Genomic DNA, 14,950 nt, shown 5'->3' on the forward strand with positions numbered 1-14,950 from the left:
ATGTTTGGGTTGCAGATTCGACTCAACTCACAGGACAGTGTTCGCGAGAACAAGCAAAGCCCCAACCGTGACAAGCGAGAAGAGCCAAGCGGAACGATAAATGCGAAATGCGCTTTCCTCTAGTTGCTGTGACTGGCGAGATGGTTGCCAAGCCCGACTGAAGAGCGTCGGATGTATGAAGGCGAGCCCCGCAAGGAAGCGCTTGCCTTGAAGATACTCATGTTGCTCCGGGCAATGGGCCTTGAGGAAACCCATGAGGCGTCCGAACTCAAAGTGAAAGACATAGGAACTGCCCAGTCCAGTGACCAGAGCGAACCAGCCAAAACTCTCCGACAGCGGCATGCGCAACGAGGATAGAAGCCAGGCAGCAAGCGTCAGGATCCAAGTGATCCAGTAGTACTTGGTGAACGACGGCTGAGTAGGCATTCAGAATATCTTACGTTGAAGACCGACGCAGTAACTACCGCGCAGCGGCCGCCTGCGGTTGAGTTCGTTCGGACCGACCAGCTAGGCGATGTTCGGTTTGCCTCAGACCATACATTTCCATCGACGTAACATCCCAGGCCTCCCGAGGTGCTTCAGTACTCACAGGCCAGTTCTGGCTTTTGGGTCGATATCCGTCCCCAGCACATAAGCCGAAGACTCAGGACGCGGAACCTGCATAGCTGCGGCGTTCGCCGACTGCTACCCGTCACGCCTCGCTACCAATCCTCCTTCACCGCCATCACCGCATCCCGCCCCGCCGCCGCGCGCCCCGCCAGCCACGCGGTCACCGTCCCCGACACGATCACCGCCACGCACAGCGCCAGCAGCCGCCAGCCGGGCACATTCAGATCCATCGTCCAGTGAAAACTCTGCGGGTTGACCACATGCACCAGCACCACCGATACCACCAAGCCCAACAGCACGCCAGCCATTGCGCCCACTGCCGTCCAGGCGGCGCCTTCGCCCGCCACTACGGCCAAAATCTGGCGGCGGGTGAGGCCCAGGTGGGCGAGCAGGCCGAACTCCTTGCGGCGCGCCAGTACCTGGGCGCTGAAGCTGGCGGCCACGCCGAACAGGCCGATGCCGATGGCCACGGCCTGCAGCCAGTAGGTGACGGCAAAGCTGCGGTCAAAGATGCGCAGAGAGCGTTCGCGGATGGCGCCGGACGATGCGAATTCCACGAGCGCATCGTTGCTGCTACCACTTCTGCTGCCGCCATCGCTGGCACCTTGCGGTGTGTTGCTGCCTGATCGGCCCGCCTGCGTAGCGGCCAGTGCGCGTATCGACGCCTGCAGCGCGCCAATGTCTGCGCCCTCGCTGGGCCACAGCGCCAGGTCGCTGGTGCGGGCGTCGCCGGTCAGGCGCAGCCACACGGCGCGGTCCATCACGACGGCGCCTGTCTGGCGGGCATAGTCGCGCCACACGCCTGCTATGTAAAAGATAGCTGGCTGCGCTTTTCGATCAAGCGCTGGAGGCCTAAAAGACTCTGAAAGTGCGGGCCACTCCATGCCGGGGCGCAGGTCGTACAGGTCTACCACCGCCTCGCTGATGTACACGCCGGTGCGGCCTGCGGGCACGGGCAGGGCGTTGCCCACCAGGGGCAGGCTTTGCGCGGGGTCGTCGCCCAGCGGGCGGCTCAGCACCATGAGGGCGGGCAGGGTGGGCGAGAGCTGCAGCGGGCTGGCGCGAAGTGCGTGTACGCGATCCAGGCCCGGCAATTGGCCCACGGCTTCGGCAAATCCGGCGGGCAGCAATGCCGCGTCGGAGCCGCCCGCGCCGAGGGCCGAGCGCACATACAGCGGCGACGGCAGCACGGCGTCCAGCCACTGGATGACGGAGCCGCGAAAGCTCGACACCATCACCGTCAGCGCCACCGCCAGACTGAGGCTGGCCACCACGCCGCCCACGGCAATGGCGGCGCTGCCGCGCATGCGCCGCGCTCGCTCCAGCGCCAGCAGCGGCAGCGCGTGGCGCGCCGCCAGCGGTTGCAGCCACGCCAGCAGTTTGGCCATGGCCCAGGGCAGCAAGGCGATACCGCCCACCAGCAGCATCCCGATGGCGACATAGGCCGCCAGGGGAATGCCGAACACGGGTGGCGCCAGGGTGAGCGCTGCGCCACCGACCACCAGCGTGATGCCCACCGTGCCCCTCTCCGCCTGGCTGGCTGCCGTGCCCAGGCCTTTCAGAGTCTGGGCGGGCGGCAGCAATTGCGCCGCGCGTGCGGGCCACCAGCCGCCGACCAGCGCAGCCGCCCCGCCCAAGGTGCCGTACACCAGCGCGGCCGGTGCGCTCCACTGCAGCGCGGGCTGCACGCCGGCAAAGTAGCCGCCGCCCAGGTCGCCGCCCAGCAACTGCAAGGCGGTGGCGGCCAGTGCGGTGCCCAGCGCAATGCCCAGTGCGCTGCCCACCAGCCCCAGCGCGGCCGATTCGGCCAGCACCAGCACCAGGCGCTGGCGCGGCGTGGCGCCCAGCACGGCCAGCAGGGCAAACTGCGGCCAGCGCTGCGCCACGCTGAGCGCCAGCACCGAGAACACCAGAAACGCCCCGGTAAAGAGCGCCACCAGCGCCAGCACCGTCAGGTTGACCCGGTAGGCGCGTGAGAGGTTGCTGATGCGCTGCGCCGCGTCGCCCGGGTGCGCCAGCACCACGTTGGCAGGCCAGTCAGGCTGCGCGCGCAGGGCGCGCTCCCACGCGGCGCGGTCGGTGCCGGGCAGCAGTTGCAGGTCGATGCGGCTGAGCTGGCCCGCGCGGCCAAACAGGTCCTGCGCGGCGCCGATGTCCATCACCGCCAGCGGTGCGCCCCCGGCCATCACCGTGCCAGCCACCTGCACGTTCAGCGGAGCCTGCAGGCCGGCGTACAGCATGATCTGCGGAAGCTGCGCGGGCGCGGCAGTGGACAGCCCCAGCGCCTGCAGCGCTGCGGTGTTGAGAAACACGGTGGCCGGCGCAAACATGGCAAAGCGGTCTGCCGTGTCCCACGCCCTTGGCATCAGCGCGGGGGCCATGGTGGGCAGCAGCAGGGCGTCGGCCCCCAGCACGCGCAGTGGTATGCGGGCCGGGCTCGCGGCAGTGGCGGTGGTGGTGGCATCACCCGCTTGCGCCAGGGTGGACAACTCCAGCAACGGGCTGGCGCGGGCTACCTGCGGATCGGTGGCCAGGCGTTCGTACAGCGCCTCGGGCAGGGGGCCCTGCATGGCGCGCACCTCCAAGTCAGGTTGCCCGTTGACGGCGCGCACGGCCTGCGAGAACTCGTCTAGCGCCGACGCATTGATCACATGCACTGCAAAGGCCAGCGCCACGCCCAGCATCACCGCCGCCACCGCTGCCGCGCTGCGCCAGGGGTGGTGGCGCAGGTCTTGCCAGGAGAAGGTGCGAAGCAGCGCGAACATGGCCAGCATTGTGGCCGCGCGTACGCGGTGCGGGGTTGTTGATGCACATCAACCCCGCGTTCCGGCGCCCCTTGAAGCCGGGCGGGGCGGTGCTTATCTTGGAAGGAGGGCTGGCGCTCCTGTGCTGGCCCGGTGGTTTCAACCCCTATTTTTCAGGAGCTCACACCATGAATTCACTTGTATCGCGCGGCAGCCTGTTTGACGACTTCTTCAAGGACATCGCCCCGGGCTTCTACGTGCGCCCGCTGCACGGCGACAACCTGCCCGCACCCAGCCAGATCAAGGTGGATGTGAAGGAAACCGACGAGGGCTACACCGTGCAGGCCGAGGTGCCCGGCGTGGCCAAGGAGGACATCCATGTCTCGCTGGAAGGCAATGTGGTCAGCCTGCGCGCCGAGGTGCGCCAGCACGACGAAAAGCGCGAGGGCGAGAAGGTGCTGCGCTCCGAGCGCTACTTCGGTGCCGTGGCCCGCAGTTTCCAGCTGCCGGCCGACGTGGATGCCGCCTCGGCCAAGGCCAAATACGACAACGGGGTGCTGACGCTGACCCTGCCCAAAAAGGTGAACAAGGCTGCGCAGCGGCTGAACATCGAGTAAGCGCGGCGAAACCGGGGCACTCCGCCCCGGCGTGCCGCTACCCGGCGATGCCGTTGGCTGTGAGGCGCAGCACCCGGTCTGCCCGCGCCGCTGCCGCATCCGAATGCGTGACCAGCACCAGCGATGCGCCATGCTCGCGCGTCTGCGCGAGCAGCAGGTCCATCACGCGGGCGGCGGTGGTGGGGTCGAGGTTGCCGGTGGGCTCGTCGGCCAGCAGCAGGGCGGGGCGGTGCACCAGCGCGCGGGCAATGGCCACGCGCTGCAGTTGCCCGCCGCTGAGCTGCTGCGGCAGCCGGCCGCCCAGATCGCCCAGGCCCACGGCCGCCAGCATCTGCTGCACGCGGGCTGCGTCGTTCTGGCCCAGCAGCATCAGCGGCAGCGCCACGTTCTGCGCCACGTCCAGGTGCGGCAGCACGTGAAACGCCTGGAACACAAACCCCACCTGCGCCCGCCGCCACAGGGCGCGCTGTGTGTCGTCCAGCGCGCCCAGGTCAGTGCTGCCGTGCGTGATGTGGCCTGTGTCCCAGTGGTCCAGCCCCGCCAGGCAGTTGAGCAGCGTGGACTTGCCCACGCCCGAGTCGCCCACGATGGCCACAAACTCCCCCGGCGCCACAGTGAAGTGCACACCGGCAAACACCGGCGTGCTGCCGTAGTGCTTGCCCAGCCCCTCTACGCGAAGCGGCTGCGTCATGGCGTGCGCTGTGCAAGGCGTTGCAGCACCGCCTGCACCAGGTCGGCCACGGCGTGGGGCCGGTCGCAGGCGATGGTATGGCGCGTGGGCATGCTGCGCAGCCAGGTGATCTGGCGCTTGGCCAGCTGGCGCGTGGCGGCAATGCCGCGCTCGCGCAGAAAGGCCAGGTTCAGCGGCGCGTCGGCGCCCCTGGCAGCCTGGAAGTCCAGTTCGTCCCAGGTCTGCCGGTAGCCCACGCAACGCATGGAGGGCAGATCGGGGTGCAGGTCGCCGCGCACCCGCAGGGCCCGCACTTCGTCGATGAAACCTGCGGCCAGCATGGCGTCAAACCGCTGGGCAATGCGCTCGTGCAGCCAGGCCCGGTTGTCGGGTTCCAAGGAAAAAAGGGCGCTAGCGCTTGCTGGTATTGCGCTACCAGCTCCTTTTTTTGTAGTGTGAAAGCTCGACAATGGCTGACCGGACACATGCCACACCTCCAGCGCCCGCTGAATGCGCTGGCTGTCGCCGGGTGCAAGGCGTGCAGCCGTGACCGGGTCCACGCGCGCCAGTTCGGCATGCAGTGCGGGCCAGCCCTGCGCGGCCGCCTGGGCCTCCAGCCGTGCGCGCACTTCGGGGTCTGCGGCGGGCATGTCGTCGATGCCGTCAAACAGCGCCTTGAAGTACAGCATGGTGCCGCCCACCAGCAGCGGCAGCGCACCGCGCGCGCGGATCTCGGCCATGAGCCGGGTGGCGTCCTGCACAAACTCGGCGGCGCTGTAGGCCTGCAGCGGGTCGCGGATGTCGATGAGGTGGTGCGGCACGGCGGCCAGTTCGGCGGGCGTGGGCTTGGCGGTCCCGATGTCCATGCCGCGGTACACCAGGGCAGAATCGACGCTGATGATCTCCACCGGCATGCCCTGCTTGCCCAGCACGGCGGCCAGGGCCAGGGCGCCTGCGGTTTTGCCAGACGCCGTGGGGCCCGCCAGGGCAATGGTAGGTAACGTGGAATCAGGCGTGGTGTCAGGCATGTTCACGGGGCGCTCCGAATTTTTGCACCAGCGTCCACGAGATCACGGCCAGCACCACGGACCAGAACCAGATGCCGTTGATCAGCGGCCACACCGTGCCGTCGAGCCGCAGGCCCAGCCAGCCGCCAATCGCAAACGCGGCCAGCATCATCATGAAACCGTTCAGGGCCGAAGCCACCCCGCTGCCTTGGGGAAGGGGCCCACCGCGCCGCTTTGCCCGCACGGCTGGTGAATGCCGTGCGCCAGCATGAACAGGTAGAACGGCAGCGTCAACGCCCACGGGTTGTGCCAGCCCATCCACGCCACCAGCGCCATCAGGGTGCCGCCGCTCACGCTCAGCGCGCCCGCGATGGCCACCGTGCGTTGCAGCCCATGCCGCATCAGGAGGCTGCGGCACAGAAAGGTGCCCCCAAAATAGGCAACGCAGGCCGATGCCATGACCCAGCCATACATCGTGCGCGTAAGCCCCAGCACATCGATGTACACGAACGACGAGGCGGCCAGAAAGGTGAACAGCCCGCCATACGTGGCCGTGGTCTGCAGCGAAAACGCCCAGAAGGTGGGGCTGCGCAGCACATGCTTCCAGGTGCTGACCAGCGCCCGCGGCTGCAGGGCCTGCGGGTTGCGCTGCGCCAGGGTCTCGGGCATGCGCAGCGCCACCAGCGTCAGCGTGACAACGGCATAGGCGGTCAGCGCCAGCAGCGCAGCGCGCCAGCCCAGCCATTCACTCAGCAGCCCGCCCAGTGGTGCGCAGATGCAGGCCACGATGCCCAGACCCGTGAGCGCCTTGGACATGGCGCGTGCCCCTTCCAGCGGTGTGTACAGGTCGCGCACGATGGCCCGCGCGCACATCACCACGGCGCCCATGGCAGCCCCCTGGGCAATGCGCCACACGATCAGCAAGCCCATGGTGGGCGCCAACGCACTGCCGATCGAGGCCACGGTGTAAATGCCCAGCCCTGCCAGAAGGATGGGGCGGCGCCCAAACCGGTCGGACAGCGGCCCCCACACCATCTGCGAGCAGCCAAACGCCAGCAGCAGCCCGCTGAGCGTGAGCTGCGCCGCAGACATGGGCGCACCCAGGCTGCGCGTGAGGGCGGGCAGCGCAGGCAGATACAGGTCGGTGGTGACGGGCTGGATGCTGAGCAGCAAGGCCAGCACCAGGATGGCCAGCCCGGGGTTGATGGAGACGGGGGAGGCCGCAGGTACGGCGGTGGCGGAGGGGGCAGACATATCTGTCTGAGCGTACCAGACGGGGCCTTTGATACCGGCGTGGCCCAGGCCAGGGCCGCCGCGCATGGGCCGCCCCGCAGCGAGGGCGGCGTCCCCCTGCCCGCAGCGCGCAGCGCGGCAAGAGCGGTGGGGGAAGGCGCGCAGCGCCTCAGGGGGGGCTCTACCTCAGCCGGAACAGCGATGCAAGCGCTTGCCGATAAGCCGGCTGCCCCACCGAATTGGTGTTGTGGTGCGAGCCGCCTTCCACCAGCACAAACTGCTTGGGTTCTTGCGCGGCCTCGTAAAGCTGGCGCCCCAGGGTGGGGCGTATGAGGCTGTCTTCACTGCCGTGCACCACCAGCAATGGCGAGCCGATCTCGGACACCTTGCGCACGGACTCAAAGCGTTGCGTGATCAGCCCAGACACCGGCAGCCAACCCCATTTGAAGGTGCTCACCACGTCGGGAATGCTGGTGAAGGTGCCTTCCACGATGGTGCCTTGCTCGTCCGCCACCTGGCGGGCCAGGTCAATGGCGATGGCGCCACCGAGCGAATGGCCAAAGATGTAGCGGGGCTTGCCTGGATGCTGCTCGGCCAGCCAGTCCCACGCCGCACGCGCGTCCTCGCCCGCAGTGATTTCCGACGGCAGCCCCGCGCTGCTCTGCCCGAAGCCGCGGTAGTCAATGGCCAGCACCGAAAAGCCCAGCTCCTGCATGCGCCGGATGCGTCCGGACGAGCCCGAAACGTTCCAGCGGGCACCATGCAGATACAGCAGCACGGGCGCCTCAGCATGCTCATGGGCCATCCACAGGCCGTGCAGGCGTTCGGCCTTGCTGGTCGAGCGGGACTGGAACTCGATCCACACATCCTGCATGTCGGCGGTGGACTGGGCGCCGCCCCAGCTGCGGTCACTGGGCTGGAAGATCCACTCGCGCTGCTTGGCGTCGAGGGTGGCGCAACCCATGCTGACCGATACGGCAACGGCCAGCGCCACAATGAGGGAAACACGTTTCATCTGTCTGCAGAGTCGTTTGCCGCTGCAAAGTTCGCCAGTGTGCGAGCTCGGGCGACAGTCAATACAGGTGCGAAGCCGAAGCAACGGGGTTGGACGTGTCGATGGCCAGGTCGCCCGCATCGGCCGTGGAAACCCCCGCCGCCAGGCGCACGCGCAACGCCAGGTCGGTGCGTGAGTCCGCATTGTGAAGCGCTTCTTCCAGAGAAATGCGGCCTTCCGTGTACAGCTGGTACAGCGCCTGGTCAAAGGTGCACATGCCGATCTCGGTGCTGTTGCCCATCGCCTCCTTGATCACAGAGAACTCGCCTTTGGCGATGAGGTCCGCGATGTAGGGCGAGTTGAGCATCACTTCCACGGCGGGCACCAGCTTCTCGTGCAGGCCTGGAATCAGCCGCTGGGACACCACCCCCGCCAGGTTCAGGCTGAGGTCGATGAGCAACTGGTGGTGCGCGTCTTCAGGGAAGAAGTTGATGACGCGCTCCATGGCCTGGTTGGCGTTGTTGGCGTGCAGTGTGGACAGGCACAGATGCCCGGTTTCTGCATAGGCAATGGCCTGCTTCATCGTGTTGCGGTCGCGGATCTCGCCGATCATGATCACATCGGGGGCTTCGCGCAGTGCGTTCTTGAGCGCTTCTTCATAGGACAGCGTGTCGATCCCCACCTCTCGCTGGTCCACCACCGAGCGCTTGTGGGCGTGCAGGAACTCCAGGGGGTCTTCGATGGTAAGAATGTGGCCCGTGAGGTTCTCGTTGCGGTAGTTGATCATCGACGCCAGCGTGGTCGATTTGCCCGAGCCCGTGGCGCCGGTGACCAGCACCAGGCCCCGTTTGCGCAGCACCAGCTTTTCAAGGATCGGCGGCAGGCCCAGCGCGGCCAGCGGCGGGATCTTGTTCTTGATGTACCGCACCACCATGCCGGTTTCACCGCGCTGCACAAACACATTCACCCGAAACCGCCCCAGGTTCTCGGCCGAGATGGACAGATTCATCTCCATGCGCGCCTCGAACTCGCTGATCTGCTTTTCGTTCATCACCGAGTAGGCCAGCTGCCTGACCTAACCGGGAAGCAGCGCTGGCATCTTCAAGGGGTGGGTGACGCCCTCAATCTTGAGGTTGACCGGCGCGCCCACACTGAAGAAAAGGTCCGAGCCGCCCTTTTCGACCATGACATTCAGAAAACTGAAAATTTCCACTCTGGCTCTCCCGTGATTTCTCGTGGCATTGACTGCTGATCAGCATAGCCTGCCGGATGCGCAGGCCGAAAAAAAGGGGCCGAAGCCCCTTGGTATCGGTGTGCCACGCACGCAGGCCGGTTTACACCACGCCCTGGGCGATCATCGCGTCGGCCACCTTCACGAAGCCCGCCACGTTGGCGCCGTCGATGTAGCTCACGCTGCCATCGGCGCGCTTGCCGTACTTCAGGCACGCGCTGTGGATGCCCTGCATGATCTGCAGCAGGCGCGCGTCCACTTCGTCACGCGTCCACGACAGGCGCATGGCGTTCTGGCTCATCTCCAGGCCCGAGGTCGCCACGCCACCGGCGTTGCTGGCCTTGCCCGGTGCGTAGAGCACGCCCGCAGCCTCGAAGGCCTTGGCGGCTTCAATGGTCGAGGGCATGTTGGCCCCTTCGGCCACACACAGCACGCCGTTCTTGATGAGCGTGGCAGCGTCTTTCTCGTCCAGCTCGTTCTGCGTGGCGCAGGGCAGGGCGATGTCCACAGGCACATGCCAGGGGCGCACACCGGCTTCGAACTTCACACCGGTGCGGGCGGCGTAGTCACTCACGCGGCCGTAGTGGTGGTTCTTCACATCCATCAGGATGGCGAGCTTTTCGGGCGTGAAGCCGTCTTCGTCAACGATGGTGCCGCTGGAGTCGGACACGGTGATCACCTTGGCGCCAAGCTGCATGGCCTTTTCAACCGCGTACTGCGCCACGTTGCCCGAGCCGGAGACCGACACGCGCAGGCCGTCGAACGACTTGCCGCGCGTCTTGAGCATTTCATCAGCAAAGTACACCGTGCCGTAGCCCGTGGCCTCGGGGCGGATCAGCGAGCCGCCAAAGCTCAGGCCCTTGCCCGTGAACACGCTCGCGGCATTGTTGGCCAGCTTCTTGTACATGCCGGCCATGTAGCCCACCTCGCGGCCGCCCACGCCGATGTCGCCCGCGGGCACATCGGTGTCGGGGCCCACGTGGCGGAACAGCTCCATCACGAAGGCCTGGCAGAAACGCATGACTTCCGCAGGGCTCTTGCCCTTGGGGTCAAAGTCGGAGCCGCCCTTGCCGCCGCCCATGGGCAGCGTGGTCAGGGCGTTCTTGAAGGTCTGCTCGAATGCGAGGAACTTGAGCACCGACAGGTTCACCGAGGGGTGAAAGCGCAGGCCGCCCTTGTACGGGCCGATGGCCATGCTGTGCTGGATGCGGTAGCCGCGGTTGACCTGCACCGTGCCGTGGTCGTCCATCCAGGAGACGCGGAACATCACGATGCGTTCCGGTTCCACCAGGCGCTCCAGCAAACCTTGCTCTGCATAGCGTGGGTGCTTCTCGATGAAGGGCCACAGGCTTTCCATCACTTCGGTGACAGCCTGGAGGAATTCGGGCTGACCGGGATTGCGAAGGGCGACGTGGGACAGGAAGCTTTCGACGGACGCGTATTTCATGTTTCAGAGGGCTTTCAGATCAAAGGCGGTAGGCGGGCAATGGCGCGCTGCAACATCGAATTATGTCAAAAAGTTATACGTTTATGCCGATGCCTACGCACAATGGTGGGGAATGGGGCCCGGGCAGGCCTCATTTTGGTGCGCTCTGCCCCCCGCGCAGCGCACCCGTTCGGGCCCTCCCGCGCGTCACGGTGCGGTCACACAAGGGCCCCACAGTCCGTCGGTTTCGAGAATCCACAGTTTTTTAACGACACGAGGAGAAGAGCATGCATTTGTCCGGTGCAAAGTTGGGTGTGTTGGCGGTAGCGGTGGGCCTGGTGGCCTGCGGCGGCAATGACGATGACAGCAGCCGCTATTCCACGCTGAACGGCGACAAGCCCCTGGTGATCGGCCACCGTGGCGCGAGCGGCTACCTGCCCGAGCACACGCTGGAAAGCTACAAGCGCGCCATCGAGCTCGGTGCCGATTTCATCGAGCCCGACCTGGTGGCCACCAAGGACGGTGTGCTCGTTGCACGCCACGAGCCCAACATCACCGGCACCACCGACGTCTCCACGCGCCCGGAGTTCGCTGACCGCAAAACAAAGAAGGTGGTGGACGGTGTGGAGGAAGAAGGCTGGTTTGCCTCGGACTTCACGCTGGCCGAGATCAAGACCCTGCGCGCCATCCAGCCCATGGCGGAGCGCGACCAGTCGTACAACGGCAAGTTCCAGATCCCGACACTCGACGAAGTGCTGGACCTGGCCAAGAGCGAGGGCGCCAAGACCAACCGCACCGTGGGCGTGTACCCAGAGACCAAGCATCCCACCTACCACGTCAACCTGGGCTTGCAGCTGGAAGACCGCCTGCTCGCCGCGCTGGCCAAGTATGGCTACACCAGCAAGGCTTCACCGGTCATCGTGCAGTCGTTCGAGGTGTCCAACCTCAAATACCTGCGTACCAAGACGCAGATCCGCCTGGTGCAACTGGTGGACGCCAACGACGTCAACCCCAACGGCACCGTGGACCTGACCGCACCCTACGACAAGCCCTATGACTTTGCCGTGGCCGGTGATGCACGCACCTTTGCCAGCCTGCTCACGCCAGCAGGCCTCAAGGAAGTCAAGACCTACGCCGACGGCATCGGCCCGTGGAAGCCCTACCTGATCCCCTCCCGGCAGGTGGATGCCAACAACGACGGCAAGCCCGACGACCTCAACAACGACGGCAAGATCGACGACCGCGACCGCGTGATGATGCCGGCCACCGACGTGGTGAAAAACGCCCACGCCGTGGGCCTGATGGTGCACCCCTACACCTTCCGCAGTGAAGCCAGACGCCTGGCGTCGGACTTCAAGGGCGACCCCAAGGCCGAATACAAGCTGTTCTATGAACTGGGGGTGGATGGCGTGTTCAGTGACTTCCCGGACGCTGCCAAGGCGGCTCGGGACAATTGAATTCCCCCTGAGCGCTGCGCGCCATCCCCCTGAGGGGGACGCACCCGGTGGCCCGGCAAAGCCGGTTCCACGGGGGCACTGGCCTGAGGGCGCGCCGGTTGCGGCAGCCCTTGGGCTTGACTGGAACGTAGTTCATCGGCCCGGGAGGCCGATTTTTTGTGGCTGCGGTTGCCTCACCGCCCACGCAAAAACAACCCGTCCAGTTCCTTCATCGTCAGTTGCCGCCACGTTGGCCGCCCATGGTTGCACTGGTCGCTGCGGTCGGTGGTTTCCATCTGCCGCAGCAGCGCGTTCATCTCGTCGATGGTGAGCCTGCGGTTGGCGCGCACGGCGCCGTGGCAGGCCATGGTGCCCAGGATTTCATTGCGGGCGCGCTGCACCACGGTGGTGGCGTCATGCTGGGCCAGTTCGGCCAGCACGCTGCGGGCCAGCTCCACCGGGTCGCCCTGAGCGAGTGTGGTGGGCACGGCGCGCACGGCCAGGGTCTTGGGAGAGAAGGGCACCACTTCCATGCCCAGCGTGGCCAGCACGTCGGTGGATTCTTCGGCCGTGGCCACTTCCTGCGGGGTGGCGGCGAAAGTGGCCGGGATCAGCAGGGGCTGGCTGGCAATGCGGGCGCCGCTGTCCACCTGGGATTTCAGGCGCTCGTAGACGATGCGTTCGTGCGCGGCGTGCATGTCCACGATGACCATGCCCTGGGCGTTTTCGGCCAGGATGTAGACGCCGTGGAGCTGGGCCACGGCCTTGCCCAGCGGCCAGGCGGCGTTGCTGCCGCCCTGACCCTGGGGCCAGGTAGGTTCATTCGCGGTGGTGGTGTTGGCCCAGGCCGCAGCAGGGGCGGTGAATGACGAGGGCGTCACCGGCTGCGGCATGGCGTCCGCCTCGCCGGTGTTGGTCGCAGCGCCCCAGTTCACGAGCGGCGCGTCTTTCCTGGGCCCCCACAGGGCCTGCAGGTCGGCAACATGGTGGCCACGTTCTTCAAATTTGATAGCTGCTTGCGCTTGTCTGTTAAGCGCTGGAGGCTGATTTGGCTTGAAATGTTCGAGCGGGGCCTGGGCCGTGGTGCCCGCATCGGCAGCGGCAGCCCCTGCAGCCGCCGCCAGCGCAGCAGCGCGGGGTGCGGCCAGCGCGTTCTCTACGGCGTGGCGCACAGCCTGGTGCACCTCGCGGCTGTCGCGAAAGCGCACCTCGATCTTGGTGGGGTGCACGTTCACGTCCACACGGGCCGGGTCGATCTCGACATACAGCGCGTAGATGGGCTGCTTGTGGCCGTGCAGCACGTCTTCGTACGCACTGCGGGCGGCGTGGGTCAGCACCTTGTCGCGCACGAACCGGCCGTTCACATAGCAGTACTGGTGGTCGGGGCGCGAGCGGGCGGCGTCGGGCAGGCCTGCGCGGCCGGTGACGGTGACGGGGCCCACGCGGTGCAATACGGCGACGGATTGCGTGACGAAGTCCTCGCCCAGCACGTCCGACAGGCGGCGGGCCAGCGCGTCCTGCCCGTCCTGTGCTTGCTGGCCCTGGCCGGGCATGAAGGTGGCACGCCACTGCTCCACCAGCTTGCCTTCGTGCCAGACGGCAAAGCCCACATCCGGCCGCGCCAGCGCGTGGCGGCGCACGGATTCGATGCAGTGCGCGAGCTCGGTGGCATCGGTCTTCAAGAACTTGCGGCGCGCGGGGGTGGAGAAGAACAGCTCCTTCACCTCTACCGTGGTGCCGGTGCTGCGCGCGGCGGGGCGCAGCTCGCCGCTGCGGGCGTCCAGCAAAAAAGCACTGGTCTGGGCGGCCGGGCGCGAGAGCAGGGCCATCTCCGACACCGACGCAATGGCGGCCAGCGCCTCGCCCCGAAAGCCCATGGTGGCCACGGTTTCCAGGTCCGTGAGGTTGCTGATCTTGCTGGTGGCGTGGCGGCGCAGGGCCACAGGCAGCTCGTCGTGCGGAATACCGCCGCCGTCGTCTTCCACGGTGATAAGGCGCACGCCGCCGGCCGACAGGCGCACGGTGATCTGTGAGGCGCCCGCATCGAGCGCGTTGTCCACCAGCTCGCGCACCACCGAGGCCGGGCGCTCCACCACTTCACCGGCGGCGATCTGGCTGATCAGCTCGTCGGGCAGGTCGCGGATCGGGCGGCGGCCGGGGGTGAGGGAAGGGGCGGGCTGTGCCGCGGCGGGAAGGGGGTGGCGTCGTTCACCCGGGGCATTTTAGGACCGTGTGCCCGCAGGGGTATCGGCGCGGGGGCGTGAGGCCGACGGGGATAATGCCCGCTGTTTTTTCAACGCCCGGCTTGCCGCCGGCCTCGCCATGGAACTGGTCACCTTTCTGATCGACTTCATCCTGCACATCGACAAGTATCTGGAGATGTTTGTGCAGAACTACGGCGCCTGGGTGTATGCGCTGCTGTTCCTCATCGTGTTTGTGGAGACGGGCGTGGTGGTAATGCCGTTTTTGCCCGGCGACTCGCTGCTGTTCATCGTGGGAGCGCTGTGTGGTGCGGGGATGATGAGCTTTCCGCTGGCCTGCACCATCCTGATCGTGGCGGCCATCCTGGGTGACCAGTGCAATTATTCGATCGGGCGGTACTTCGGGCCCAAGGTGTTCCAGTGGGAGGACTCGCGCTGGTTCAACCGCCGTGCGTTTGACCAGGCGCACAACTTCTACGAGAAGTACGGCGGCATCACCATCGTGCTGGCGCGCTTCATGCCATTTATCCGCACCTTTGCTCCGTTTGTGGCGGGCGTGGCCGAGATGAGCCGGGGCAAGTTCACGGCGTACAACGTGGGGGGCGCACTCATCTGGGTGCTGGGCATCTGCTCGGCGGGGTATTTCTTTGGCAACTTTGCCTGGGTGAAGGAGAACCTGGACAAGATCATCTGGGCCATGATCTTTGTGCCCGGCCTGATTGCCATCTTTGGCGCATGGCGCGCGGGCCGGCAGGCCAAGGTGCCGGATGCGGCCTGAAGCA

The 14,950-nt window shown here is 66.5% G+C and carries 12 protein-coding genes and 1 pseudogene; 3 read left to right on the forward strand and 10 right to left on the reverse strand.

Translation table 11 applies throughout. The features are described from left to right. Positions 1–27 precede the first annotated feature (27 nt). Both KYG_RS18015 and KYG_RS18020 read right to left on the reverse strand, forming a co-directional pair. Positions 28–426 (reverse strand): hypothetical protein, encoded by a 399-nt coding sequence (locus KYG_RS18015; RefSeq protein ID WP_008906365.1) that lies wholly within the window; start codon positions 424–426, stop codon positions 28–30. A 275-nt stretch (positions 427–701) separates the two neighbouring features. Beyond that, positions 702–3,383, reverse strand: a complete 2,682-nt coding sequence (locus tag KYG_RS18020; RefSeq protein ID WP_008906366.1) for an FtsX-like permease family protein — start codon at positions 3,381–3,383, stop codon at positions 702–704. A 158-nt stretch (positions 3,384–3,541) separates the two neighbouring features. Between KYG_RS18020 and KYG_RS18025 the strand changes: the two genes are divergently transcribed. Next, positions 3,542–3,970, forward strand: a complete 429-nt coding sequence (locus KYG_RS18025; RefSeq protein WP_008906367.1) for an Hsp20/alpha crystallin family protein — start codon at positions 3,542–3,544, stop codon at positions 3,968–3,970. Positions 3,971–4,007: 37 nt separating this feature from the next. Here KYG_RS18025 and KYG_RS18030 read toward each other — a convergent pair whose 3' ends face one another. The 7 genes and pseudogenes from KYG_RS18030 to gdhA form a co-directional block, all read right to left on the reverse strand. Beyond that, the gene (locus tag KYG_RS18030; protein WP_008906368.1) at positions 4,008–4,661 is read right to left on the reverse strand and encodes an ABC transporter ATP-binding protein; all 654 of its coding nucleotides are present in this window, start codon (positions 4,659–4,661) and stop codon (positions 4,008–4,010) included. Continuing rightward, entirely contained in the window at positions 4,658–5,668 is a 1,011-nt protein-coding gene (gene miaA / locus KYG_RS18035) for a tRNA (adenosine(37)-N6)-dimethylallyltransferase MiaA (RefSeq protein ID WP_008906369.1), read from the reverse strand. The genes KYG_RS18030 and miaA overlap by 4 nt, the downstream gene beginning before the upstream one ends. Continuing rightward, positions 5,661–6,901: pseudogene (locus KYG_RS18040) on the reverse strand (multidrug effflux MFS transporter). Before KYG_RS18040 ends, miaA begins: the two are co-directional and overlap by 8 nt. Before the next feature lie 160 nt (positions 6,902–7,061). Then, the gene (locus KYG_RS18045) at positions 7,062–7,895 is read right to left on the reverse strand and encodes an alpha/beta hydrolase (RefSeq protein WP_008906370.1); all 834 of its coding nucleotides are present in this window, start codon (positions 7,893–7,895) and stop codon (positions 7,062–7,064) included. A 58-nt stretch (positions 7,896–7,953) separates the two neighbouring features. Further along, a complete protein-coding gene (locus KYG_RS18050) occupies positions 7,954–8,940 on the reverse strand; it encodes a PilT/PilU family type 4a pilus ATPase (protein ID WP_255344435.1) in 987 nt (328 codons plus the stop codon). A gap of 9 nt (positions 8,941–8,949) precedes the next feature. Then, positions 8,950–9,087, reverse strand: coding sequence for a hypothetical protein (locus KYG_RS25275; RefSeq protein WP_008906372.1), 138 nt, complete (start codon positions 9,085–9,087; stop codon positions 8,950–8,952). A gap of 121 nt (positions 9,088–9,208) precedes the next feature. Next, the gene (gdhA, locus tag KYG_RS18055; RefSeq protein WP_008906373.1) at positions 9,209–10,552 is read right to left on the reverse strand and encodes an NADP-specific glutamate dehydrogenase; all 1,344 of its coding nucleotides are present in this window, start codon (positions 10,550–10,552) and stop codon (positions 9,209–9,211) included. 266 nt (positions 10,553–10,818) lie between these two features. Between gdhA and KYG_RS18060 the strand changes: the two genes are divergently transcribed. Beyond that, the gene (locus KYG_RS18060) at positions 10,819–11,988 is read left to right on the forward strand and encodes a glycerophosphodiester phosphodiesterase (RefSeq protein WP_008906374.1); all 1,170 of its coding nucleotides are present in this window, start codon (positions 10,819–10,821) and stop codon (positions 11,986–11,988) included. A 173-nt stretch (positions 11,989–12,161) separates the two neighbouring features. Here the strand turns inward: KYG_RS18060 and mutL are convergent, their stop codons facing one another. Then, complete coding sequence (gene mutL, locus KYG_RS18065) at positions 12,162–14,111, reverse strand: DNA mismatch repair endonuclease MutL (RefSeq protein ID WP_050813893.1); 1,950 nt, start codon at positions 14,109–14,111, stop codon at positions 12,162–12,164. A 178-nt stretch (positions 14,112–14,289) separates the two neighbouring features. Between mutL and KYG_RS18070 the strand changes: the two genes are divergently transcribed. After that, a complete protein-coding gene (locus tag KYG_RS18070; protein ID WP_008906376.1) occupies positions 14,290–14,946 on the forward strand; it encodes a DedA family protein in 657 nt (218 codons plus the stop codon). Positions 14,947–14,950 lie beyond the last annotated feature (4 nt).

Source organism: Acidovorax sp. NO-1, assembly GCF_000238595.1.
GTDB lineage: Bacteria > Pseudomonadota > Gammaproteobacteria > Burkholderiales > Burkholderiaceae_C > Acidovorax.

Bases quoted from the DNA above. Each gene is read 5' to 3' on its own strand.
- KYG_RS18070 (WP_008906376.1), top strand. From the start codon at position 14,290: ATGGAACTGGTCACCTTTCTGATCGACTTCATCCTGCACATCGACAAG.
- KYG_RS18060 (WP_008906374.1), top strand. From the start codon at position 10,819: ATGCATTTGTCCGGTGCAAAGTTGGGTGTGTTGGCGGTAGCGGTGGGC.
- KYG_RS18015 (WP_008906365.1), bottom strand. From the start codon at position 426: ATGCCTACTCAGCCGTCGTTCACCAAGTACTACTGGATCACTTGGATC.
- KYG_RS18025 (WP_008906367.1), top strand. From the start codon at position 3,542: ATGAATTCACTTGTATCGCGCGGCAGCCTGTTTGACGACTTCTTCAAG.
- gdhA (WP_008906373.1), bottom strand. From the start codon at position 10,552: ATGAAATACGCGTCCGTCGAAAGCTTCCTGTCCCACGTCGCCCTTCGC.
- KYG_RS18045 (WP_008906370.1), bottom strand. From the start codon at position 7,895: ATGAAACGTGTTTCCCTCATTGTGGCGCTGGCCGTTGCCGTATCGGTC.
- KYG_RS18020 (WP_008906366.1), bottom strand. From the start codon at position 3,383: ATGCTGGCCATGTTCGCGCTGCTTCGCACCTTCTCCTGGCAAGACCTG.
- miaA (WP_008906369.1), bottom strand. From the start codon at position 5,668: ATGCCTGACACCACGCCTGATTCCACGTTACCTACCATTGCCCTGGCG.
- KYG_RS18030 (WP_008906368.1), bottom strand. From the start codon at position 4,661: ATGACGCAGCCGCTTCGCGTAGAGGGGCTGGGCAAGCACTACGGCAGC.